The 23,140-nt window shown below is 58.3% G+C and carries 20 protein-coding genes; 9 read left to right on the top strand and 11 right to left on the bottom strand.

Annotated elements, in window-relative coordinates:
• Positions 1–89: 89 nt before the first annotated feature.
• Complete coding sequence (locus tag NA78x_RS02280) at positions 90–587, bottom strand: DUF2721 domain-containing protein (RefSeq protein WP_425616801.1); 498 nt, start codon at positions 585–587, stop codon at positions 90–92.
• A 143-nt stretch (positions 588–730) separates the two neighbouring features.
• On the opposite strand from NA78x_RS02280, the gene NA78x_RS02275 reads away from it, so the two are divergent.
• The 3 genes from NA78x_RS02275 (at position 731) to NA78x_RS02265 (ending at position 2,955) form a co-directional block, all read left to right on the top strand.
• Entirely contained in the window at positions 731–892 is a 162-nt protein-coding gene (locus tag NA78x_RS02275) for a hypothetical protein (RefSeq protein ID WP_425616800.1), read from the top strand.
• Between the two features lie 65 nt (positions 893–957).
• Positions 958–1,800: a histidinol-phosphatase gene (gene hisN, locus NA78x_RS02270; protein ID WP_425616799.1), complete on the top strand. Its 843-nt coding sequence runs from the start codon at positions 958–960 to the stop codon at positions 1,798–1,800.
• Positions 1,801–1,917: 117 nt separating this feature from the next.
• A complete protein-coding gene (locus NA78x_RS02265) occupies positions 1,918–2,955 on the top strand; it encodes a DUF1559 domain-containing protein (RefSeq protein ID WP_425616798.1) in 1,038 nt (345 codons plus the stop codon).
• A gap of 12 nt (positions 2,956–2,967) precedes the next feature.
• On the opposite strand, the gene NA78x_RS02260 is transcribed toward NA78x_RS02265, so the two are convergent.
• Positions 2,968–5,010, bottom strand: coding sequence for an esterase/lipase family protein (locus NA78x_RS02260; protein ID WP_425616797.1), 2,043 nt, complete (start codon positions 5,008–5,010; stop codon positions 2,968–2,970).
• Positions 5,011–5,388: 378 nt separating this feature from the next.
• Between NA78x_RS02260 and NA78x_RS02255 the strand changes: the two genes are divergently transcribed.
• Complete coding sequence (locus tag NA78x_RS02255; protein WP_425616796.1) at positions 5,389–6,672, top strand: hypothetical protein; 1,284 nt, start codon at positions 5,389–5,391, stop codon at positions 6,670–6,672.
• Between the two features lie 181 nt (positions 6,673–6,853).
• A complete protein-coding gene (locus NA78x_RS02250; protein ID WP_425616795.1) occupies positions 6,854–7,081 on the top strand; it encodes a hypothetical protein in 228 nt (75 codons plus the stop codon).
• Positions 7,082–7,493: 412 nt separating this feature from the next.
• Here the strand turns inward: NA78x_RS02250 and NA78x_RS02245 are convergent, their stop codons facing one another.
• Positions 7,494–8,459, bottom strand: coding sequence for a hypothetical protein (locus tag NA78x_RS02245; RefSeq protein WP_425616794.1), 966 nt, complete (start codon positions 8,457–8,459; stop codon positions 7,494–7,496).
• 123 nt (positions 8,460–8,582) lie between these two features.
• Between NA78x_RS02245 and NA78x_RS02240 the strand changes: the two genes are divergently transcribed.
• Positions 8,583–9,140 (top strand): MarR family winged helix-turn-helix transcriptional regulator, encoded by a 558-nt coding sequence (locus NA78x_RS02240; protein WP_425616793.1) that lies wholly within the window; start codon positions 8,583–8,585, stop codon positions 9,138–9,140.
• A gap of 9 nt (positions 9,141–9,149) precedes the next feature.
• Here the strand turns inward: NA78x_RS02240 and mscL are convergent, their stop codons facing one another.
• A complete protein-coding gene (gene mscL, locus NA78x_RS02235; protein WP_425616792.1) occupies positions 9,150–9,584 on the bottom strand; it encodes a large-conductance mechanosensitive channel protein MscL in 435 nt (144 codons plus the stop codon).
• A 258-nt stretch (positions 9,585–9,842) separates the two neighbouring features.
• Here mscL and rplU point away from each other — a divergent pair, with 258 nt between their 5' ends.
• Complete coding sequence (gene rplU / locus NA78x_RS02230) at positions 9,843–10,160, top strand: 50S ribosomal protein L21 (protein ID WP_425616791.1); 318 nt, start codon at positions 9,843–9,845, stop codon at positions 10,158–10,160.
• Between the two features lie 78 nt (positions 10,161–10,238).
• Here rplU and NA78x_RS02225 read toward each other — a convergent pair whose 3' ends face one another.
• Positions 10,239–12,098 carry an ABC transporter ATP-binding protein gene (locus tag NA78x_RS02225; protein ID WP_425616790.1) on the bottom strand — a complete coding sequence of 620 codons (1,860 nt, stop codon included), beginning with the start codon at positions 12,096–12,098 and terminating at the stop codon, positions 10,239–10,241.
• Between the two features lie 56 nt (positions 12,099–12,154).
• Positions 12,155–13,831: a CotH kinase family protein gene (locus tag NA78x_RS02220; protein WP_425616789.1), complete on the bottom strand. Its 1,677-nt coding sequence runs from the start codon at positions 13,829–13,831 to the stop codon at positions 12,155–12,157.
• A 309-nt stretch (positions 13,832–14,140) separates the two neighbouring features.
• On the opposite strand from NA78x_RS02220, the gene NA78x_RS02215 reads away from it, so the two are divergent.
• Complete coding sequence (locus tag NA78x_RS02215; RefSeq protein WP_425616788.1) at positions 14,141–14,683, top strand: metallophosphoesterase; 543 nt, start codon at positions 14,141–14,143, stop codon at positions 14,681–14,683.
• Positions 14,684–14,771: 88 nt separating this feature from the next.
• Here the strand turns inward: NA78x_RS02215 and NA78x_RS02210 are convergent, their stop codons facing one another.
• Positions 14,772–14,945: a hypothetical protein gene (locus NA78x_RS02210; RefSeq protein ID WP_425616787.1), complete on the bottom strand. Its 174-nt coding sequence runs from the start codon at positions 14,943–14,945 to the stop codon at positions 14,772–14,774.
• A gap of 825 nt (positions 14,946–15,770) precedes the next feature.
• Between NA78x_RS02210 and NA78x_RS02205 the strand changes: the two genes are divergently transcribed.
• A complete protein-coding gene (locus NA78x_RS02205) occupies positions 15,771–16,616 on the top strand; it encodes a hypothetical protein (protein ID WP_425616786.1) in 846 nt (281 codons plus the stop codon).
• Positions 16,617–16,622: 6 nt separating this feature from the next.
• Here the strand turns inward: NA78x_RS02205 and NA78x_RS02200 are convergent, their stop codons facing one another.
• The 4 genes from NA78x_RS02200 to NA78x_RS02185 all read right to left on the bottom strand — a co-directional run bounded on the left by NA78x_RS02200 (position 16,623) and on the right by NA78x_RS02185 (position 22,929).
• The gene (locus NA78x_RS02200) at positions 16,623–18,746 is read right to left on the bottom strand and encodes a mechanosensitive ion channel domain-containing protein (protein ID WP_425616785.1); all 2,124 of its coding nucleotides are present in this window, start codon (positions 18,744–18,746) and stop codon (positions 16,623–16,625) included.
• 117 nt (positions 18,747–18,863) lie between these two features.
• Positions 18,864–20,645: an apolipoprotein N-acyltransferase gene (lnt, locus tag NA78x_RS02195; RefSeq protein WP_425616784.1), complete on the bottom strand. Its 1,782-nt coding sequence runs from the start codon at positions 20,643–20,645 to the stop codon at positions 18,864–18,866.
• A 150-nt stretch (positions 20,646–20,795) separates the two neighbouring features.
• A complete protein-coding gene (locus NA78x_RS02190; RefSeq protein WP_425616783.1) occupies positions 20,796–21,650 on the bottom strand; it encodes a hypothetical protein in 855 nt (284 codons plus the stop codon).
• Positions 21,651–21,669: 19 nt separating this feature from the next.
• Positions 21,670–22,929 (bottom strand): hypothetical protein, encoded by a 1,260-nt coding sequence (locus tag NA78x_RS02185; protein ID WP_425616782.1) that lies wholly within the window; start codon positions 22,927–22,929, stop codon positions 21,670–21,672.
• Between the last annotated feature and the right edge of the window lie 211 nt (positions 22,930–23,140).

Below are 23,140 nucleotides of genomic sequence, written 5' to 3'. Positions count from 1 at the left end.
AAAGGATCTCTAGGGATGGGTGCATTGAAGTAGCAAAATTGTAGCAAGCGGGCCGCTCATTCGCAGTTGGTCCAGCGAGCAAGGAGTCATCAGCGAGGTTTTCGCTTCGCTAGCAGTTCCTTGATGAACCGCATCTCCACCTGTGTGCTGACGACGGCGAGCGTCGCTTCTCGCATGAGTTGAATCACGCTAAACAGAAACGCGAGCGCGCCGGCAAAACCCGTGAGGAGCGGCACCCACCCGGCATCGCCGCGAAACAGAATCAGCACGCCGATCAGCAGGCTCGTCATCACCAGCAGCGACATCGACGAGTAGAGTGCCGCGAGCGCCGTCCGCAGCAAGTACATCCGCCGCGCGAGAAAATCGAGTTGCTCCAGAATCAGATCGTGCTGGGCCTTCTCGGCAGGACTTTCCAACTCGGGCGAGGTCTTATCCAGCCGCTGGGCATCTTGCAGCAGCGCGCGTGTTCGTTCGACGACACGCCCCAAACGGTTCGAGGTCGAAAGCACCACCGAACCAGCAGCCGCCATCAGCACGGCCGGGCTGATCATCGCGGCCAGAATCTCAATCGCATTGATGTTGGGCAAGGTGTCGGCTCTCGCAGGTAGGCTGATTTCTCAGCCCACCGTTATCGCCGATCGCTCGCCAAAATCGAAGGGCACCTGCCTGCGAACCAGCCGCAAAAGCTGCTTCTGTTCACTGTGTCTGCAGTCAGGTATATACTGCGCTCATGAGCCAAAACCCCTACGAATCGCCGCAAGAAGAAAACACTCGCAAGTCTGGCGGCCAAAGCCCGCTGAAAAAAGTGATCATGGTCGTGGGCATGGTGATCCTGGGTTTGTTTGCTTTGGCAATCGCACTGTTTACCGTTTGTGTCTTCACCATCGCCTAGAGCGACACTGCCGGGCCCTTGGATCCGCCCTTCCTCACGCGCCAAGCAAAAGTTACCTTGGCAGCATGAACGCTCACTCCAACTCCGCTGCTGTTCCCGACGCGAAACTTCTGACGGAGAAACTGCAAGCAGCCGTGCAGTGGGCGAAAGAGGCCGGCCAACTCACGCTGCAGTACTTTCAGCAAGAGAACTACGAAGTCGAGCGCAAGAGCGACGCTTCGCCGGTGACCATTGCTGATCGCTCGGCCGAGCAACTGATCCGCGGCAAGATCGCCGCCAAGTATCCGGAAGATGGCGTCATCGGCGAAGAGTTCGGCATCACCGAAGGCACCAGTGGTTGGCGCTGGATTCTCGATCCGATCGACGGCACCAAGTCGTTCATCAGCGGTGTGCCGATGTACGGCACGATGATCGGCCTGGAACGAGACGGTCGCAGTTGGGCCGGCGTTGTCTATATTCCTGGCCTCGACGAAGGCGTCTTCGCCGCGCATGGCCAAGGCTGCTTTCATTTTCGCGGTAATCAGTTGCCTCGTCCCACCAAGGTTTCGCAGCGCAAGAAGCTGAGCGAAGGTCTCTTCGTCACTTCTCAGGCCGATACCTTTCGCAAACGCGATGGCTGGGAAGCCTTCGAAAAACTACAAGCGGCAGCCTACATTACCCGCACCTGGGGCGACTGCTATGGCTACTTGCTGGTTGCCACGGGACGAGCCGAAGTGATGGTCGATCCGATGCTCAATGTGTGGGATGCCGCAGCGGTGCAACCCATCATTGAAGAAGCGGGTGGTACCTTCACCGATTGGCAAGGGGTGCCCACGATCCTCGCTGGCGAAGCGATCGCTACGAACGGCTTGGTGCAGGAAGAAGTCCTCGCGATAACGCGCAACTGCCCGCCGCTGAAGAAGGCTTAAGCGTGCTTCTTCATAATCTCGCCGATTAATGCTTGAATAATTTGCTTGCGCGAGCATCGCGGTTATATTTGCCGCTCGTGAGTTGTAACGCTCTTGTCTTTAACGGAAGGCCAGAACATGCGCAAGCGAGGTTTCACGCTCGTTGAATTGTTGACGGTCATCACCGTCCTCACGGTCTTAATGACACTCATGGTGCTCGGCACTGGCTGCGCTGTGATGGGCGACCAACGAGACAAGTGCCGACTCAATATTCAGCGCTTGGTGCTGGGTCTGCAGAACTACCACGATACATTTTTATCGCTTCCCTATGGTGCCAGAAACCGCACCGTTCCGCCGGCGGAAGAGGTGAGCTGGGGTTCTTCCTGGATTGTGGGAGTACTCCCCTATTGCGAACAGAAGCCCTTGTTCGATGCCATTGTCCAAGTGGACAAAGATGGCGCGCCCAATGATTACGTGAGTGCAGTGGTGCTGGCGACCACGGCTGGCAAAGACCTGTCGACCTTTCTTTGCCCGAGCAGTCCGCTACCCAAGACACAAAACGTGGCGGGAACCGCGCTCGTGGTTCCGTCCTATGCAGGCGTCATGGGTAGTCAACTGCCCAACGACTCTCGCGTCACTGCCGGACCCTATGGAGGCAATGCCGCCGGCAACGGCATGTTGCCACTGAACGAAGCGCTTACTTTCGCAGCATGCACCGACGGCACAGCCAACACGATCCTCCTGGGTGAAGTTTCGAATTGGTACTACGACGATGCCGGAAAGAAACAAGATCCGTCGCTGAGCATCGGCAACGGAACAACCGGTGGCTGGCTGGCGGGAACCAACCGTGGCATGAGCGCTCAAAAGCAGCCTCTGGGAGTCTTTGGTGCGGGTGCCGATCCAGTTCCTGCCGACCAGGTCTATAACCTGATTACGTTGAAGTACGCTCCCCAAGCCAACAATAAGGATGGAGCCGCTAACCAGACCACGCCCAACTGGGGCAGCGGTGGCGTGGGTCGAGCAGGCTTGAACAATCCGCTCCTCTCACCGCACGGTCCTGGTGCGCTCGTCGCCTATCTCGATGGGCACATCACGCTCCTCACCAATAATGTCTCGGCCGATACCGTGCAGAAATTGGCCGCTCGCGACGATGGCCAGGCGATTCCCGATTTTTAAGCGATGACAAGCCTACCGCGGCGCTGATCCCGCCGGCAGCGCCGCGCTAGGAATCGCACCCGTTGCTTCCGCGGCCCGCACCCAAGGCTGAATGCCCGGCAGGTTGTACTCCGGCTGATGCTCCGGTTGCACCTGCGCGTGTTCCAGCAGGATCTTGCGCACTTCGAGAATGCTGAGCGGGTAGCGATGTACAGCCATGTGATCGGCGGGCACGACTTTTTCGGAAGCAACATCGGCGAGCGTCGCACTCGATTTGCCGACGACGCCATCGCCCACCTCCGAGAAGCGGCCGATCCACGTATCTTTCGGCACGACGCCAATCACGTTGTGATAGATCACGTGTGGACTCCGCTCGGCCTGATTGAGGGCCGAAAAGATTTGACAATTCGGGGCGAGCGAGTCAATCGACGTGGCCGTCGTGATCAGCTCTGTATTGCGAAATGCGTCGGGGTTATCGCGAATCAGTTTGTTGCTCAGTTCAATCATCATCTCCGGGAGTGTGATGAGCTGGCGAGTGACATAGCGGGTGTAATCATCGGCAAAGTTGCTGCCGTGATGAGGCGTGCCCAGCGTGATGACCCGCTTGATCGACGGGTTCGCGTGAAAATAGAAGCACTTGGCCAGCTTGCTGCGCTCGTCGTCCGAGGCTTTGATCTGTTCGATCGGCACCTTGCTCAGCAAGTTCCAAAAGCGATCGCCACTTTCAATCGTTTGCATCCGTGACACGAGCCCACCCATGCTGTGGCCGACGAGGATCATCTGGTCGAGGTTCGGATTCTCACCAATCGGGTCGAGATCGACCCGCATCTGCGCGAGCGCATCGCGCATCTGCGCAGCACTGACCCAAAACGGCTGCCCGGTCGGATACTGAAAGAACCAGAACTGATATCGCTGGCGAATCTCGGGAAACGCGCGCAGGTCGTTGAACATCTCCATCCAGGTTGTCGGGCTCGACCACAGACCATGCACCATCACCACCGGAATTCGATTGGGATCGTAGGGCTCGACCATGAAGAGACCCTTGATCCCCTTCGACGTCCCGGGATTGCGCAAGCCCAACGTCGAGATATCGGTCTCTTGAAACTGTGGATCGTCCAGAAAGAACGCGAGCGGCGTGCTCAAGTCGGCTTCGAGCGGCACATCGTGATTGCAAACCTTGATGCTGGACGAAAGGAGCGGATCGTACAGTTCCAGCACGCAGCGATGAACATTCGCGTCGCGATCTTCCGGTGTGTTTTCCTCCACCCGCATGAACGCGCTCACGGCAAAGCTCAAACCGGGCGGGTAATACTTCTCGGCCGGTGATTCGCCCGGGTGCTTGGTACGCACGGCAATCAGGGGCACGCCCAGGCCGTAGCTGTGATGGTGATTCGTCAGTCCGCTGGCGATTTCATACGTGCTGACAAACTCCAGCGCCGAAAGATCTTCGGCCCGCCAAGGACCGCGAATGGCTATTTCGAGGTGATACTCTTTTTTGCCCGTCTTGATGATGTGCTTGGTGCCAGGCTTGAGCGCGCGGTTCTTACTGACAATTCGCAGGGCCGCCTCCAAAGCACCGTTGTACAAATCGCAGGCGCGGCGGAACTGCGGATCGTACGGATTGCGAAAGTGATCGAGCCCCGGATCGAACAAGTACCAGTAGGCATGCGCGACGGCCGCGCCATGCACATCGAGTGCTTCCTTGGGCTTGTTCTGCAACTCCAGCTCTTTGCCTTCGAGATAGGCGAGCTCGGCATAGGCGTAGATCTTGTCGCTCGAAGGTTCGCGGGCCAGTTCCTTCTGAAAGCTGACGAGCGCCACGAGTGGATCGCTCTCGACCTGCTCCAGCAAGTTATAGCGCCGCAGCAGTTGCTCGGTTCGCTTGGTGGGCTTCGGTCCGCCGCGAGCAAGCAACCTCAGCGGAGTGGCCAGCGGATTGTTGGGCGCTTCGCGTACCGTCACGTAACGCTGCCGGGCACAGCCCGTGCTGGCCAGCGCGCAAATGCCGACCGCGACCATGATTGCGCAGGGCAACCAGGCCAGCGGTGCTGAGCGACGCTGTGCGGTAGTGAACATCGGACCCCTCAAACGCCCGCGCGCAGGGCGGGCCGGTGAGGGGTGTACGGATTTCCAGGGAGTGAGTCAAGGCAGACCGGCGCGCGACGGATCTTGGGAGGTTTTGGTGAGCTGAGGAAACTTTGCCATGGAGTGGCCGCTGGGTAGAAATGCCTTACTTTCCCGGTTTTTCTTGCTTGACCCCCACCGGGGGCCCTCGAACAATGCATCCGAGCGAAGGTTCCAGTTGAGCCCCCTAGCCCGCTCGGTTGTCAGCAGTCTTTGTCCCGCTGGATTGATATCGCTATGGGTCTTCCGTTACGGCCAGGTTCTGCCGCCCGCCTTGGGCTGACCCAGATGGTGGGTGGACAGCAGTGCCGAGCCCTGGTTTGGGCGATCTTGGCACGTTTCCGCCAGGCGAATCTTCGTCCCGTTCCCTTTCTGGCTCGGGCGTGTCCGGCTCCCTATCAGGCACTGCAGCGCATTACCGGCAAGTCGCCGCGGCATTTGGACAGTTGGTCGATGACCCGCCAGCGTTGCCGCGAGGTCTACTCGGCCGCCGTGGGCCGCCCTGATACCGGCATTTTGATCGACGCTCCTGAAGAGGGCGACTGTCCGGCGTGCGAACCAACAGCTTCCCTGGCAGCCAGAACCGCCGTCGCACGCAACTTCGGCATGCTCAGCCAATGGCTCGACCTACCCCGAGTGGGCCTGATCGATGCCCGCCAGTTGCAGTTGTGCCGCGATGCTCGCTTGCCCAAAGAGGTCGATGCTCTGCTGCTCGATGGTGTCGATTCCGTACAGCAGGCAGCCGCCCTGCAAACCGAACTGGAGTCGCTGTGGCGAGTGCCTGTGCTGGGCAGCCTGCAGTTGCCGGCAGCCGTGCGAACCGTTGTTGAGAACTGGCACGCGGAAGTCCCACCGCCGCCGGAAATGCTCAACACGTTGGCCGATCACTTGGCTGAGGATTGGGATGAACATCAACTGGGCCAGTTGATGCTGCGGCCAGCCTTGCCCTGGCAAGCCGTGGATGCCTTGCCCGTCTCGGCGTTCGCGCCGCGGGTGCGCATCGCTGTTGCCCAGGACGAAGCATTCGGACTTTGCTTTCCCGAAGTGCTCGATGCGCTGGAGCGTGCCGGAGCCACCCTCACCGATTTTTCACCGCTGCGTAGCGAACGAATCCCCGAAAACACCGATCTCGTGTACATCGCCTGTGGTCACCCCGAGCGTTATGCGCACGAACTGGCCAGCAATCATTGTCTGCTGCAGTCGATTCGTTCCTTCGCTGCTGGTGGCGGACGAATCTATGCCGAAGCGAGCGGCTCGGCCTATCTTTGTCGCCAACTGATCCTGCCCGGCGGCGCCGCCGCGATGATGGCGGGGCTCATTCCCGCGAACGCTCGTTACATTGCCACGGCGGCTCCCCCACAACCCACCGAAGTCACCTTTGGGCTCGGCTGTTGGCTGGCCGATCGCAAGACCACACTGCGTGGTTATCGCGATCCGCATTGGCAGCTCGAACCTTGCGGCGCGATGCTAACCTACTCGGGCGATCCGGGCCAGCGGTGCGATATTCTTGGCCGCAACAATGCAATCTGCAGCAGGATCCTGTTCAATCTCGCCGCGCATCCTTCTCTGCTGGAACGCTTCGTTCGGCCTTCGCTTGCTTTGCAGCCGCGATAGCATTTGACTCGCCAGCCACCGCCCAAGTCGGCGAAAAATTCAGCGCCAGATGGCGTCATTTTCGGCCTCGCTGCGACGATTTGGCCGGTTCAGAATGGCTCGTCAAAGTTTCCTCAGGAAAGGCCGTATTCTAGGCGGCGCTTCACTTTGCCAAGTTTGGTGAGCGGGCTAGGGTGGAGTGATGAGCAACACTCCCACACCACCCGAGCGTAGCTGCCCGATCTGTGGTTCCAGCGCGTTGCAACTGCTGGAGACCAGGCCGCTTCTTCACGGCGAAGACATCGTCGCCGCCGTTGCCAACCCGCGCGTGTTGGGCACTAACTTTGTCTTTCAATGTGCTTGCGGTGCGGGCTTCACGCTCTCTGCCCCTGAGCCCGAACTGGCCCATCGCAATCGCCCGCATCAATAGTCCCGCTGCCGATCAGGGGCACGCGGTTCCGGTGTGAGCAGATGCCATTAATGTCGTCAAGATATTTTCGATAATTGAGAAATATATGATTGACAATGAGCAGGCACTTTGGGATAATGTCGAGACGTTCTCGCGCATTGGTGGCCTGAAAGGTGTGCGCGCACTGCATGGAGGGGTGACGTCGTGCCCTCGACGCGAGACCAGCAGTTGCGATTCATCGGCCTGCCCAAGAACCAGGGTGGTTAGTGGACAAAAGGAGTGAACCGAAAAATGGGCCACGAGAATCTAAGTGCTGCGACTGTAACCGTTTCAGGCAAAAAACAGAACCAAGTGCCTGTCCAAAAACCTCGCGAGTTTTTGGACGTTTAGACATTATCGAAATAAGGATTGGAGGGAGCAAGTACGCGGTCGCCTACTCGTCCTCGGTCTCTTCCTTGGCTTCCGTCTCCTTGGTTGGTTTCGTTAAGGTTGCCTTCGGTTCGGCGGCTGGCTTTTCCTTCTCGGCAGAAAGAACTTCAGCGGGCGGCTGACTGGGCGAAATCGCTGGGGGTTTGGCGCTCGTCGATGCGGGTTGTTTCACATCAGCCAGTTGTGGCTTGGTAATTACGTCTGGCGGCAAGCAGGCCGGCAGGGGCGCAAGCTCCGGCAAAAGTTGCGTGCCAGGCTGGCACGCCGGCGGATAAAAACCAGGAGGGCAGCTCATGTCGACAGGCATCGCTGGTACTGCGGGATATGCGCCCGGCTGACCATACGGTCCGCTGGCAACGGTATAGCTGGCTGGCGTAACGGTAACCGAGGAGGCCTCCACCAACTGCGAGCCGACAACGACGACGACCGTGCCGCCAATCAAGAGTGGCATCGCACCGGTGCAGAGGCCCGTGATGGCCCAGCCATGCCCGGTTTTGTTACTGCTGCCCGAAAGCCGAATCAGCGCGAGGACGCCGAAGACCACCGCAGATGCGCCACAAGCGGCGATGAACAGGGCATGGGTGCTCAGCAGACCGATGGCAATGGTTTCGTCGATGGCGTCTGCCAGAATGGAAACCAGGATATACAGCACCGGAAAGGCGAGCAGGCAAAGTAGCCCTGCGATACCCAGCGATCCGGCCGTCACCGCCAATTGCGACCGGCGACGGGTGGTTGCCGCTCGCCGAGACGTTGCCACCGCAGGCACCGCTTCGGCCAGCGGAATGGAGAGTTCTGTCGCGTCGACCCCGGCCGCTGCTACCCGGGCCTCGATATCGGCCGTGATTGCCAGCCGAGTCGAGCGAGGGACCAGGCCCAGCAGCGCGCGATCGATGGCATCGAGTCGTTCGTCGATTCGCTGCTGAGTTTCAGGGGAAATGGTTGCGGCAGAATGAGTCTCTTCGTGCGACATACTTACCTCCGTGTGGATCAACCGGATATGTGACCGCTCGGCAACACACGAGTAGCCTATCGCACTGGTATTGATTGCTCCTAGATCGAAAAGAGGGGCTCGTTTCGCTAGCCTCGAAGGTGAATGCTATCATTTGCGGGCTACCTATTTGCTGCGGCAGACATTACTCTGCAAGGAATGAGTACTTCGCAGCCCCAGCCTTCGAAAGCCGAAAAGCCCGCGACCAAGCGGTTCGATTCGCCCGAGCAGGAAGCCTATCTGCATTTGTGGCGAACGTACGATCGGCTGAAGTCGCTGGAAGAGAAGCTGTTTCAGCAGTACGACCTCTCGCCCCAGCAATACAACGCACTGCGACTGCTGCGAGCGGCCCAGCCGGATACTATCGCGACGTTGGCACTTGGTACCCGGCTCATATCGCGAGCGCCGGACATGACCCGCCTGCTCGATCGGCTAGAAGAGCGGCAATTGGTGGAACGGCAGCGACGTCCCGAGAATCGCCGCGTGGTGGAGGTGGGCATCACACCAACAGGCCTGGAATTGCTCGCCAGACTCGACGAGCAAGTTCGTCAGTGCAATCACGAGCAACTCGGGCATCTCTCGAAGGAGTCGCTCGCTCAACTAGTCGCACTTCTGGAGGAAGCGCGCAAGCCTCACGAAACGCCGGAACAGCCTTGGCCGTAAGGCGCGGCTTTACACCGCGGTCTTGGTGACATCGCCCTGCTGTTTGGCGAGCAGGTCGCGAATCTCGGTGAGCAGTTTGATATCTGCCGGTGCTTCGGCGGGCTTTTCGATCTTCTGCTCTTCGAAGCGCTTCTTCGCGACGTTAATGACCTTGATGATCATAAACAGGCAGAAGGCCACAATCGCGAAGTCGACCAGGGCGCCGATGAACTTGCCGTAGGCGATTGAGTTCCAGAATGCCTGGACGTCGAAGGTCGGCACCTTTACGCCGTCGGCAGTGGCCGACTGCAAGGTGCTGCTGACGTACGAGATTGGCGGGGTCATCAGATCGTTGACCACCGAGGTTACTACCTTGCCAAACGCGGCTCCAATGATCACACCCACGGCCATATCGATGACGTTGCCTCGCATGGCAAAATCGCGGAACTCTTTCAGCAAACCCATGGCAGTCTCTCCTCAGGATGAGTGGCAAGTATTGGTCTGCTGGCATGATACTTCCGAAGCAACTCCTTTGGCTATTTCACTTTCTGCTGCGGCTAACCGCGCCCGGTTGGGGCGGCTGGAGAGTGCCGACTTCTGCTATTTTTCCCAGAACGCCTCTCGACGGCCCGCCGGCGGAACGATAAACTTTGGAATTCCCCTGGACTCAAGCTGGTCAATCGGGCCGGCGTTCAATCACGGTTTTGCAGGTAAGTGACGAGTATGTACGCGATCATTGCCGACGGCGGCCGCCAATACAAAGTGGAAGAAGGTCAGGTCCTCTCGATCGACCTGCGAGACGGCATAAGTGAAGGTGCTGCAATCACTTTCGACAAAGTGCTGGCAGTCTCCGGTGGCGGTTCCATCAAGATCGGCAAGCCGCTGGTCGCTGGTGCGACCGTCCAGGCCGAAGTGCTGGTTGCCCTCGAAAAGGGTGAAAAGATCTACATCCAGAAGTTCCGCCGCCGCAAGAACTATCGCAAGCGGACCGGCCATCGCCAGAAGTACACCCAAGTGAAGATCAGCAAGATCGTCGCCTAGGTTTGCGGTCGGTAGCTAATCAGAAGACTAAGAGCCAGCTTGTTTGCTGGCTCTTTTCGTGCGCGTTTAGCATCTGTCCTACACTTCGGCAAACTGCGATTCTGCTGCTAGGCGATAGTGTCCCGTTTGCTGCAGCAGTTCGTCGTGGGTGCCGAACTGAACAATGCGACCTTCTTCCATGACCATCACCAGATCGCAAGCACGCAATGTGCTCAGGCGGTGAGCGACAATGAAGGTCGTGCGGCCGCTCATCGCTTGTTCGATGGCACCGAGAATCTCGTGCTCGGTATGCGGATCGATCGCAGCGGCCGGATCATCAAGCAGCAATAGCGCCGGGTTCAATAGCACCGCTCGCGCGATGGCCAGGCGTTGCCGCTGACCACCGGAGAGGTCGAGTCCGCTTTCGCCCAGAATCGTTTGATAGCCATCGGGCAAGTTGACGATGAACTCGTGCGCCGCCGCGATCTTCGCCGCAGCTTCGACCTGCTCTTGTGAGGCTTCGGGATGGCCAAAGGCAATGTTCGCTGCCACCGTGTTGCTGAAGAGAAAGGTCTCCTGAAACACGAGGCCGATGTTCTGCCGCAGTTCATCCAGATCGAGGTTGCGCAGGTCGTGGCCATCGAGCGTGATACGTCCGCGAGTCGGATCATAAAAGCGGCAGAGCAAACTCAGCAGCGTACTCTTTCCGGCACCCGTGGCACCTAGAATCGCCACGCGAGTTCCCGCGGCAATCTTCACCGTGATATCACTCAGTACGGGCGCACCGGGAACATACTCGAACCAGACACGTTCCAGCGAGACATCCCCTCGCGCGCGGCCAATGGGTTCGGGATTCGCTGGGTTTTGTACATGAATCGGAGCGTCGAGAATTTCGAACACACGGCGAGCACCGCTCAAGCTCTGCTGCACGCTGTTGGCGATGTTCGTCAGGTTGGCGACCTGGCTGGAGAACTGCTGCAATAGGCCGGCGAACACGATCAGGCCTGAACCAAGTGGCAGTTCACCCTTGTGAACGAGATAGCCGCCGTACGCAAGCAGAATCACTAGGTTCAACTGCGTCATGTATCCGATGATTGGGCCGAAAATCGAGACTCGCCAGAAGATCCCTTGCTGTTGGTCCTTCACTTCGCGATTGTCCTTCGCGAACTGGTCGATCTCTTCCTGCTCGCGGCCAAACCCCTTAATCACCTGCACGCCCTGAATGCTTTCGGCCAAGCGCAGAATGACGTTGTCGACCAACTCGCGGTTGCGGTCGTACAGCGGTCGCACCATGCGTGAGAAGATCGCTGTGACCAGCCACATGATGGGAGTTGTTGCCAGGCAGGCAAACGTCAGCATCGGGTGAATCGTGAGCATGTAGCTCATGAAGCCGATGAGCGAGATCACCAGGATGACGAGTTGAATCAACACGCCGTCGACAAACGCGCGGACCGATTGCACGTCGCCCGTCACGCGGTTGATGATCGAGCCCGTGGCGTTGGCGTCGAAGAAATTGAACGACAGTCGCTGCAACTTGTCGTACACCTGGGCCCGCAAGTCGACCACGATCTTGGTGTGAATCAAGTAACCATTCGACAGAGCATAGGTGTAATTGAGCACACTGCGGGTGAGTTCAAAGGCGAGAATCAATCCAGCGATTACCGCCACCTGCGACATGGGAGACCAGCCGGTAGGCGGTGTCAGGCCAAACGGAAACGCCGGTTTAGTGACCGTGTCAGGGCTGTGAAAATGTCGAATCAGATCGATGCCCAAGCCGGTAAGCCCGAGGCACGCGAGCGCCGTCAGCAGAAGCAAACACTGCAACACGAGCAGGCGGATGCAGCCCCAGCGATAGCGCCAGCCCAGCCCAAGCATGCGGCGAATGAGCGCCCAGTTCGACGGCCCCGCTGGGATCGCGACCGGTTCAATGATGTCAGAATCAGTAGGCGAAGCGGTCAAGGGAGAGTACGTCGTGGAGGCTCAAGGAAAGCCTCCATTCTAGCAAAACTGGCTCGCTATTTATTCACCTTGGCAATCTGAATCGACCCGGCGTCGAACCAGACCTTGCCCTTGGTAGCCCGCAGTTCGGCGACCAGCTCCAACTCCTGCGTCGCGTTACTGACAACAAACTCGTGTTCCAGGTTCGTCCAATCGGTGGTTCCTTCCAGCTTATTCGTGCGTTGGCCGCCCGAGACCCGCACGCCAGCGCCCGTTCCGGAAGATTCAGCGACCGCCGCGACGTCGGTTACACGAGCGCGAGCTTGCAACTTGTATGTGCCGGCTTGGAGCAACACTTTCGTCCGGAACGAATCGGCGCTGCGCCCGCCGGGGCCGACGCCGATCACGAAGCACTTAACGCCCGTGGGCATCTCTTCGGCGAGCACCGCATCGCTGGCTGGCCGAGGAGCCCAGGCAGGAACCTTGGCGATGCCATTCCCATCGAACTTGAGCGGACGAGGTTCGATCACCGAATTCTGTTGCACCAAGTTCTTGGCGCGGTTGGTCAGCCGCTCCTTCAAGCCTTTGACGTGGTTATCGTGTTCGTTGGCGACGTTGGCATTGATCGCCGCGAGCACCGGCCGCGTGCGAGCGTGAATCTGATCGAGTCGTTGATGCAATTTGTCCGGTGGGTTGAAGAGCGGCATCAACTCGTTAACAACATCGCGATAGCGGCCGCGCCATTCGGGGTTTTGCATTACTGTGTTGGCGACCATCGCTCCCGGCACATGCAGAATGCCGGCATTCGTATCGCCGAACATTTGGTCCATGCCGTGCGGCATGAAGTAGGCTTTCTTGTTCGACGGGTCGAAGTAGACGCGATAGTTATTGCGATTGTTGCAATAGCCGTCCCAATGGCAGCACATCAATTCGAGCGCCATGAACCGCAAAAACGCATCAACATCAAGTAGTTCGTTCACGCGCGTCCAGCGTTTGGCCTGATCCCCGTCGCGGCAGGCATCGACGAGGGCTTTCAGATCGCTGCGATCGTCGGGGTTCTTGCCTTCGTCTTTTTCCAGGTTGGCATCGATGTCTTGCAAGAAGCCGCCGTCGTACAGGTTCCCCTTGTCGCTGGCAAAGTGCCGCTTGAGGAACTTCTTATCGAAGCCTTCTTTCAGGCCATAAAAACCGAGGTCGCGGCTGTTGACCCACACGCGGCAATGCGTCGCGCGGGCACAAGGCACCCCTGCGGCCAAGTTGAGATCGGCGCACAGGATTTCGTGCATGAACGTGCCGTCCTGCACGCTGTTGTTGAGATGGATTTTGTCCATCGCATGAAAATGCTGATCCTTGGTGAACTTGTCGAAGTTGAGCGTCAGCGCCGGGCGATCGTCGATGCTGCGAAAGCTCCCCGCCGCCCCTTTGCACTTCACGGCGACTTCTTTGTACTCGGTCTTATCATTTTCGAGCACGCGGCATTTGACATATGCCCGCAAGTTACCGCGCAGTTTATTCAGCTCGGCATCTTCGATGGTGATCTTCATCGTCGGGATCTCGCCGTTGATGAAGAACGCATCGCTGGCGTCCGGAGTCTTGCTCGCCTTGCGAGGCAGCGGACTATTTTGCTGCCCCCAGGCCAGGCCGCTGAAGCCTTGCCAGCCAACGAATGTGCTGCCGGCCGCCAGAGCCAAAAAGGTTCGTCGCTGCAGACTGCCGCGCAGAGCCATACTGCCCTCTAGAGAATTTTCGGCCATGACGCAATCGCTCCGCGGGCAGTGAAACCGGACTAAGGACAACCACCACTCAGTGGCCTCCTCTAGCGAGTCTGTTACATGGCTGACACAAATGCAAGCTGGCCTGCCGCAGAGAGATTGCACCAGCTTCGCTTTCGTCTCCCCGCAGTCATCTCGCTCCATCGAGATAATTGTTCTGTCTTCGTGACGAAGACAGAATGAAGAGGAAGACATGTCGGTGGAGCAAGCAGAAGCACGGTGGGCGAAGAGGGACAAGCGCTGCTAAACTCCGCAGACAATGATCCTACGGCCATTTTTCGATCCATTATCATGCGCATCGGCATCTTTGCAGACACCCATGACCATCTCGATCACCTGCGACTAGCGGTAGATCGCTTTAATGCCGAGCAGGTCGAACTGGTGCTGTTTGCCGGCGATCTGGTTTCTACTTTTGCTGTGCCACCGCTGCGAAAACTGCGGATGCCGATCATCGCTTGCTTTGGCGACAACGAAGGAAACAAGGTCGGCCTGCAAGCCGGCTTTGGTTTGCTGAAAGGGAAGCTCGCCGAGCCACCTCTGTTTTGGACCACCGAAGATGGCACTCGCTTCGTGATCACACACATGAAGCGACAGTTGCGCGGCATTACCGAACACTACGACGTCGCCGTCTTTGGCCATACACACAAACCTCGGATCGACCGCGACGAAGCGGGCCGGCTTCTCATCAACCCCGGCGAAACGAGCGGCTGGACCTTTGGCCGCCCCACGGTCGTTATCTTCGACACGACAACCAGACAAGCCGAAATTCTCGACCTGGTTCCTGTCGGTAAGCATGTCACTTGCGATAACAACATCCAGTCGTTTCCCACGTAGCCATCTTGCTCCGCAAGATGGGCCTTCTCGACTACCGGGTGTGATTCGCACTACTCTCATCTCTAACGACCAGGATGACTACAACCTACTATGCCGCGCGTTGAATGTTGACGCTCGTGGCTTCGACGGACAGGTTTTCGATGGCCGAGGTTTCGACGGGCAGCGTTTCTCCCGAGTGCGATTCGTCTCGCAAGATGAACTGCTGTGGCATGGCTCCCATTCCCTTCAACTCATCCGCCAGCAGCCGTTCGGGTTGAATCATGGTTAGCTCGGTATTGAGGTGGGTGCAGTGCACGTCAGTAATGGGAGCATCTCAATCGTTCTGACGAGGCAACAGGGAGGTAGGGATAAGACACGATGCCAGTTTGAATGGCCGCATTGCTGCTGCGACTGATAACCATTTTTGATAACCTTTTCACCGACTTTTTCGTGATAACCGTTCGCCCCAACTCTCGCTCGCACTTAGCGTTGCGATCAAGACTTGGCAAATTCTGGCGAATTGCTGATAACCGTTTGATAACCATTTGGCGACTCTCCTCTCTCTCGCTAAGTTTCCCGACGTGCGCGCGGGAACACGGCAACGCGCGTCTCGCTTTCGCCGCTGGACATTCTCATCACGCTAATCAAGTCGCTTGCGGTCACTGAATTGCTAGTTCAGTGATGTCACACTTTGCCTACGCTGGCTTCAACATCACCCGCCGACTTCGATTTTTCGCCTCGCCAGCGACGGTGCAAATTCAGCGCGCAACTTTCCCGTTGCCTGCCCCCAATTCGCTCCACCAAACTAAGGAAGGACAACTGGCACTTATCGCCAGTCGGTGATTTATTGTCAATCAAATATTTTGTTGTTGATAAACATTTAGTGCCTAGTGGGCGTCGTTTGTGCGGCTTGTTGGACGTTTCGGATGTAGGACGCAGCCGTGCTGCGTCCCTGGCGGCAATAGACGAAGCACGGCTTCATCCCCCAATAATCTTTGCACCACTTTACTGCGCACAAATTTCCCCGCCGCTGGACAACCCCAGCCCCTCGCAGCTACTGTAGGGGAGAGTCACCAACAGCGCCGCAGCCCGCGAGTCGTTCGGCAACATGTTATCGATTGTTGCCATCAAAAACGCGTTGAAAAAGCTGCCGGATAACGTCCGTTGGGACATTACCCAGTTCGCGCTCAACCTGATTGGCATCTTCGATCCTTCGCCCATCGCGGATGGGACAAACACCATCATCAGCTTGTGCCGAGGGGATTGGTTCGGCGCGGCCATCAACGCAGTCAGCATCATTCCGGGCGCTGATGTTGCCAAGATTCTGAAGTTGGAGAAGTATCTCACTTCGCTGAAGTCGCTGGTGGCCTTGGCCAAGAAGAACATGAACCTGCGCGTGGCAATTCTGCCGATGATGGAAGCCTTCAGCAAGATGCTGGATCGGCTGCCCAAAGACAACAACACGATCGTGCGGCGTCTTCAGGGAGAGATCGACCTCCTTCTCAAATTGCCATGCGCCCCGGTCAGCTTTCCGGCCAAGGCTTTCAAGCATACGAGCCCCGAGCATCTGCAGATTTTTTTGAACAGCAACGGCTTTCAAAAGGTCGTGTCGAACGACGTCTCGTATCGCGTCGCCAGTTCCAGCGGCGGTGCTGCCGGGCCGAAGCAGATCTGGAGCAAGTTCGATGCGGACAGCAATGGCTATTTTGTCGTTCGCATGGACACGCAGGGGCATGCCTTCAAGGCCGACCTTGGCCCGGGGAACATTTCCGTCGTTTCGCAAACGAGAAGCGGCGTGCATCTCTCGCACGGAGGTCGCCCCCACTATCACAAGGAATGGGTCCCTTCGAGCGAGCATCAGCAGTACCTGAGTCGTCCCACACCCAACACGGTCAAGTACAACGACCTGGGAGAACTCGCTGACGATTTGAAAGGGACACACATTCCGCGGTAGCGAGTTCTATGCAGCGCGGTGAATGTTGACGCTGTGGTTTTCGATGGGCGAGGTGTCGACGGGCAGGGTTTCGCCGGTGTGAGATTCGTCGCGCAGGACGAACTGCTGCGGCATGGCGAGATCGATCCCCAGTTCGGTAAAGCGGCGCTTAATGCGCCGTTGCAACTCCCGCTTCACGGCCCATTGTTTGAGCGGGCGCGTCTTGATGACGAACTTGATCGTAATTCCGTTGCTATCGAGTTGATCGACGCCAAGCATCTCGGGATCGTCAATGATCAGCCGCGAGAAGGCCGCTTCTTGTCGCAGATCGCAAGCCAGGTCCATCAGCGTGTTCATCACGCGATCGGGATCTTCTTTGTGCGAGATGCCGATATCGAATACCGCCCGCGACCAGCCGTGAGTCATGTTCGAGACGCAGTCGATCTTGCCGTTGGGAATGAAATGGACGCAGCCTTCGAGATCACGCAGCACGGTCATGCGCAAGGTAATCCGTTCGACCTGACCGCTGACTTCGCCGATCTTGAGCACGTCGTTGATTTTGTACTGATTCTCGAGCAGGATCACGAAGCCGTAGAAATAATCGCGAATCAGGTTCTGCGCACCAAAGGCGACCGCCAAACCGAGTACCGCGGCACCTCCCATCAAAGGCGCGACGGCAATGCCCGCTTCTTCAAACACCATGATTGCGCCGCCGATGATAATGGTCAGCGATGCTGCGTTTTGAAAGACGCCGGCGAGTGTGTTGACGCGGGCTTCATTTTCTTCGGGGGCACTGCGCGAAGTGCTTTGCACCATCAGATCGACGACGCGGCGAGTCGATAATCGCATGACCTTATGCAGGCCGTACATGACCGTGAGAATCAGCGACAGCGTCGGTCCGTGGCTGAGCAACCATTGCAACAGATTCTGCAACGACAGTGGATTCTTCAGTTGACCGAGTTTGGCCTCCGCAACCGAGAGTTCCGTTTGGCGCAGTTTGGCGGCCTGCAAGGCGGCCAGTTCCTCACTTTGTAGCGCCGTGAGTTCGCCCTGCAATTCCTGCAGGCGATCCATGCGCGAACGGACTTCATTGTTGGCCGCTTGAAACTGGCGTTCGCTATCGCTGCGGCGACTGGCGATCTCGGCGAGTTCATTTCCCATCAGCCCTTCGGCCGATTTCTTTTGATAATCCTCTTCGGCCGACAAGCGGCTTTGATTGGCTAGGTCTGCCTTCTTGCGACCCGCGGTGAGCAGCTTCTGCTCGATTGAAATGTTCTTTTGCAAAGCAGCGAGCCGATCGGAAACCGTTTGCACATCTTGCTCGGCCTGCTTCACCGCTTGTTGCTTGACGCCGGCATCGGCTTCGGCGGCGATGATGGCCTGGCTGGGCTTTTCTTTGGGCTCGCTCAAGTTGAGTGCCGCGGCGATACCCGCAGCATCGGCGTTAGCTGTTGCCGCTGGTGCCGACGTTTTCACACTGGCTGTGGCGTTGGAGGCCACGGCATCCGTTGCTTCTTTGGGCGTTGTTGGATTGGTTTCTACGGTAGGCTTGGCCGGTGTCGCGATGATCGGTTCGCTGCTGGTGAGTTTGTCGAGAGCCTGTCGATCTTGCTGTAACTTTTTTTCGAGGACGGCAATTTGTTCTTGCAGTGTTTTGCGGGTTTGAATTGCCAGATCGAAGCGTTCGCGGGCCAGCTTCCAGTTCTTCTCGGTGTCGAGCATCGCCAGCTTCAACTTGGCTGCATCGTCGTCGGCACCAAAGTCGAGCAGCTTGGCCAGCGCCACCTTCTCTTCCGTGAAGCGCTCTTCGAGCGCGCGGAACTCGGCTTCGGCTTTGTAGTATTCGTTGGTCGGATCGGCGAACTCGCAACGCAACTCTTCCACACGCTTGTCGTCGCTGGCAATGGTGCGCTGCAGGCGCGTGATCTGCTCGGCCTCGGTCAAAGCCGCGGGCGCTGCCGGAGCAACTTCGCTCGGGGACGCTTCGCTCGTCGGCGACTTGGTGACGACCTTGGGCTCGGCTGCTTGGGCCAGCGCGTTCTTGGGAGGTGAAGCGTCTTGCGCAACAGCGCTCGCCGGTAGCAGACCAATGACCAAACCGGTGGCGGCAAGAAATGAACCGAGCAAAGACCGATGAAATGCAATCAACATGAATCCGTGAACCTGGGGATTACGAGCGGGAAGCGTAACCTGCTCGGCTCGTATATCAGGATGACGGAACCTGAACCACGGCAGATTTTTCGCCGGTAGCTAGCAGGAGGACGACAGCTAGCGAGCCGTCGTTACGCGGCGTGTCCATACCCCGTACAGCGCCAACGCCCAAGTGATCCAGGCGCATAACCAGGCCGGCGCATCACCCCAAAGGTGATAGGGACTCGCCCGGCCATCGGCGACGACATCGGCGACCAAGACTTCGGGCTGGCGTTTGAGGCCGTGTTGCAGCACGCGTCCGTTACCATCGATGTGAGCCGAGATGCCCGTGTTTGCGGCAATCACCACCGGCTTGCGATTCTCGATCGCGCGAAACACGCTGCAGCGAAAGTGAAGATCGAGAATCGAACTGCCCCAGAACCAGCCATCGTTGGTGACGTTCACGATGGCATCGATGGGGCGCTTGCTGGTTCGCTCGGACTCGATGATTTGTTTGCGAATCAGATGCGGCACGGTGCTTTCGAAGCAAATATTTGGCGACAGGCTGTAGCCCTTCACAGACAGTGTCGTTGGCGCTTCGCCGACTGACATACCGCTGCCCAGCGGCGTCAGACTGCTGAGCCACGGCAGCAAATCGGCCACGGGAACATACTCGCCGAACATCACCGCGTGCATCTTGTAGTAGCGACCGATGATTTGGCCTGCGGGCCCTACCAGAAGCGCCGTGTTGAAGTTTCGGTCGGGAAAACCTTGGTCCTTCGTTAAGTCGTAGACGTAGGTCGAGGTGCCAAACAAAAACGAAGTGCCGGTAGCCGGTAGCACGGCCGTTTCGCCCGGCGTGCGCGGTTGCGCAGGCTTGTTGATCGCCTGAATTCCCTCGGCCAGCATGTTGTGAAAGGGCTTGCCGGACTCCGTTACCATTTCTCGCCGGCTGGCGATTTGCTTGTCGTGAGGATTGGCCAGTAGCGGCAACTCGGCGGCGGTAATCTCGGGAATCGCAAACGAAGATTCGGGCCAGACGATCAGATCGAGTCCGCGGTGAGCGGCCACGGCGTCGCTGGTAAGCTTGCCATAGTGCGAGAAGTTCTCATTTACCCGCTCGTTGAAATCTTGATCAAAGCGGGTATCGAGCGAGCCCTGGATGAGTGCCACTTTGAGCGGCGGACGATTGCTAGGCGGCGGACGTTCCTGCTGGCGATATGCGCCGTACGCGATCGTGGCGATGAGGGCGCAACTTGTTACAGCAATGGGGAGCACGCGCGACACTCGCACCGGTTCAGCCACGCCGAACCACTTTGCTGGAAATAGTTGAGCAATCGTCGCCGCAACCAGCATCATGACAAAGCTCAACATGTAAGCTCCGCCGAGATCGGCAATTTGCAGCACTACGGGAAGTGCGATCTGTGTATGCGCGAGATTGCCACTAGCAAAACCCGAGATCAACTGACCACGTAGCAGTTCCAACCCCACAAACACGATCGGCGCTGTGATGAACAGCGGCCAGCGAAGCTGATGGACGGCGACGCGCGCGATGCTGATGAACAGCACCAGATAGACAGCCAGGTAGGCCGAAAGCGCGAGCCATCCGCCGTAGAGTGCCGGATGCGCCAGGCGAATCCCCTGCAACATTAGCAGCCAATGAACCGAGCCGGCAAACCAGATCTGCAGATAGGGCTTCCAGCCTCCCAAGCTTGACTGGCGAATCAGCCATAGCCAAGGGAGTGGCGCGAGCCACGCGAGTGGCCAAAGATTCAGCGGCGGAAACGATGCCCAGAGTAGCAGTGAGCCGAGCAAGGCAGGCACTAGCGGCAACTCCCACCACGCTGACCGGACCTTCGGCTCGGGCTGATTCCCTGCGATCTTCACTGCGGGAGCTTGCTTGCGGGTGGGCGTTTTCACAACAGCAACATCCTTGCCAAATAACTCATCACATACCGCGAGAATACCGCGCAGGGCGTTTTTTCGGTAGTTGAAGAGAGAAGGGTTCGCAGTTCGAAGTTAACTAGAGTTCGCTTCCCGACTACGAACTTCGAACTGCAAACTTCAAACTTATAACCGGCTGGGCAGCAAGATGTTGCCAGCGGGTGGCTGCGCTGGAGCAGGGAGCGATTCGGGAGAGCTGCGCGGTTGCCAGGCGGGAATGGGGGGCGGCTCAACCGAGGGCCGAATGTTGCCTGGTGCGATCGTCTCGCCCGAGCCTCGCGGCCCTGAGCCCGAGATTGCTGGGCCCGATTCGGGCGGAATGCCGCCGTCGCCACTGCCCACTGCTGGCACATTCAATCGCGCGCGAATATCGGCCAGCAGCTTTTGCTCCAACGAACAGTCGCGACCAATCGGAATCCAACCGAGCGAAACGCTATATCGTCCCGGTTGGCCTTCGCGGCGAATCAGCGTGCTGTCGTAGCGCATGGTGCCGCCACCGGCGGTCGCATGCTCAGGCTTATCGAGGTCTTCGAGTTCCTTCTGAACCACAATATCGATCAGGCTGCCACCTTCGGTCGGAATGAGTCGCAGCGTGGCCTTGCGGCGAATCGATTGCAGCGTAGCGTGCAGCCGTTCGTAGCCAGGCGTGCTGTCTGTTCGCCAAGGCTCGAGCATGGTCGAACCGACTCGTGGAAAGGTATCGATTCGACCTTCCGTCAGGATTCCGCCGATCAAGCGCACGCGCTCTTCGCGCTCGATGCGAAAATCGTCGTCGATGGCATCGACGAGTTGGCTCCAGACAAACTCGCCATCGAGCGGCGGAATGAAGAGCGGATTGTCGATTGGTCCTGCTGGTGCGCCGTAGAACGCATTCTGATCGACGTTGCGCAAGATGCCTCGACAACCCGTCATGCCAATCGCCAGCGCAGCCCACGCCGGAGCGAGGGTGAGAAACTGCCGGCGGTTAAGAGGTGAGGTCATGAGTGCGACGATAGTCAGCTTAGTAGCGACCGCGGGAAACCGGATTGGTCGAAATAGCTCCCGCGGCCTGGCTTTGGAACTTGTCGGCCATGCCCGAGGGAACGCGGCGCGAGTATTCGACAAACATCAGGGCGTCGCTGCGGCTGCCACGCCCTTCGAGTGGTTGCAAAAAAGCCAATGCTCCACCGGCTTTACCCGTGGGACTGGCGACGACACCGCACGAGAGGAGCAGCGTTTGATCGGCGGGCCAACGAAAGCGTTCCGAGAGTCGCCAACTCACCAGCTGCGGCACTTGAATCTGAGCGCGCTGCGTTTGACCACCGACAACGATATCAAACGGAACATTGACCAGCTTTTCGACTTGATCGATGGTGCATTGAAACTGCGCATCGACCGTGCGGCCATCGAGAGACAGCAGCGGACTTAGTTGCATCTTGAAGCCTTCGTCCACCGCACCAGCGACCGGATCGTAACCGGACCAGCCATCGGGGCGAACCTTCAGCCAGCGCGTGTAATTGCGGGCTTGGGTCTGGGCAAGTGGCAGCGACTGACCATGAATCACGGGCTGCGACAGTGACATCAATTCCTTGTAGTCGGCTCGCTTCTTGAACTGATCGAGCAGCACCGTCGCATTCTCGTGGGAAAGGAGCCAGGCGTCGACGCCCGAAGATTGCACATCGACCGACTTCAGCAGCGAAACCGCTTGCGAGCGCCAACTGGGATTGCTGACGGTGACGATACGCAGATTAAGCGTTTGGGTTTGCGGATCGCAGCAGACAAAACGCTCGACGACATCGCGCACCACGACATGCACTTCCGGTGTGTGATAGACCCGCAAGGTGCTCGTGTCGGCACTCAACACACCCAGGGGCGAGCCAAACCAGGTCTCGGTGCCGGTCTCGCGCAAGATCCAATCGATGACGGCCTGCTCCGGCTTGGCAACATCTTTAATGCGCGAGGTATAAGGGGTCAGATCGTATTCGCGCCACACTTGGCCATGCTGATTCGGCAGCGTGCCATTTCCCTTCGTCACTTTCAAACCGCTGAGGCCGTCGCGGGATTGAACCGGTTGCAAGCCCGAGTTGGTGCTGCCCGGCAGCTGCTTGCGAATGGCATCGAGCGGTTCCGCGTTGCCTGTGGTGGCGGGCGAAGTTGTGCTCGCCGAGGGAAGTGGAGCGACGGGCTGAAACGGCGAGTTTGTCTGCGCACGTGCGGCCGAGTCATTGCCCACAAGTAGGCAAATCGCGGCGAGGCCCGCGAGGCAAAGCGTGCGAAACATAAAGAGCCATCCTTGGCGAAAATGCTCGTCCATACACAAGACCAGTCGTCCTCAGAGAGTTGCAGCATCCTTGCACAGTCCTCCCAGGCGTGCGGAGTATAGAAGCGACCGGCCAGCAGGGCCAGATGAGTTCCCCTGCCGTAGTCATCTTGCTCCGCAAGATGGTTTTTCGCTTCTACCATCTCGACGGAGCGAGATGACTACGGTGCAA

Source organism: Anatilimnocola aquadivae (genome assembly GCF_049819085.1).
GTDB lineage: Bacteria > Planctomycetota > Planctomycetia > Pirellulales > Pirellulaceae > Anatilimnocola.
Note: the sequence above shows the minus strand (reverse complement) of the source record. Positions and strands in the feature narration are given on the sequence as shown.

Bases quoted from the DNA above. Each gene is read 5' to 3' on its own strand.
- NA78x_RS02275 (WP_425616800.1), top strand. From the start codon at position 731: ATGAGCCAAAACCCCTACGAATCGCCGCAAGAAGAAAACACTCGCAAG.
- hisN (WP_425616799.1), top strand. From the start codon at position 958: ATGAACGCTCACTCCAACTCCGCTGCTGTTCCCGACGCGAAACTTCTG.
- NA78x_RS02265 (WP_425616798.1), top strand. From the start codon at position 1,918: ATGCGCAAGCGAGGTTTCACGCTCGTTGAATTGTTGACGGTCATCACC.
- NA78x_RS02260 (WP_425616797.1), bottom strand. From the start codon at position 5,010: ATGTTCACTACCGCACAGCGTCGCTCAGCACCGCTGGCCTGGTTGCCC.
- NA78x_RS02250 (WP_425616795.1), top strand. From the start codon at position 6,854: ATGAGCAACACTCCCACACCACCCGAGCGTAGCTGCCCGATCTGTGGT.
- NA78x_RS02245 (WP_425616794.1), bottom strand. From the start codon at position 8,459: ATGTCGCACGAAGAGACTCATTCTGCCGCAACCATTTCCCCTGAAACT.
- NA78x_RS02240 (WP_425616793.1), top strand. From the start codon at position 8,583: ATGCTATCATTTGCGGGCTACCTATTTGCTGCGGCAGACATTACTCTG.
- mscL (WP_425616792.1), bottom strand. From the start codon at position 9,584: ATGGGTTTGCTGAAAGAGTTCCGCGATTTTGCCATGCGAGGCAACGTC.
- rplU (WP_425616791.1), top strand. From the start codon at position 9,843: ATGTACGCGATCATTGCCGACGGCGGCCGCCAATACAAAGTGGAAGAA.
- NA78x_RS02220 (WP_425616789.1), bottom strand. From the start codon at position 13,831: ATGGCCGAAAATTCTCTAGAGGGCAGTATGGCTCTGCGCGGCAGTCTG.
- NA78x_RS02215 (WP_425616788.1), top strand. From the start codon at position 14,141: ATGCGCATCGGCATCTTTGCAGACACCCATGACCATCTCGATCACCTG.
- NA78x_RS02210 (WP_425616787.1), bottom strand. From the start codon at position 14,945: ATGATTCAACCCGAACGGCTGCTGGCGGATGAGTTGAAGGGAATGGGA.
- NA78x_RS02205 (WP_425616786.1), top strand. From the start codon at position 15,771: ATGTTATCGATTGTTGCCATCAAAAACGCGTTGAAAAAGCTGCCGGAT.
- NA78x_RS02200 (WP_425616785.1), bottom strand. From the start codon at position 18,746: ATGTTGATTGCATTTCATCGGTCTTTGCTCGGTTCATTTCTTGCCGCC.
- NA78x_RS02190 (WP_425616783.1), bottom strand. From the start codon at position 21,650: ATGACCTCACCTCTTAACCGCCGGCAGTTTCTCACCCTCGCTCCGGCG.
- NA78x_RS02185 (WP_425616782.1), bottom strand. From the start codon at position 22,929: ATGTTTCGCACGCTTTGCCTCGCGGGCCTCGCCGCGATTTGCCTACTT.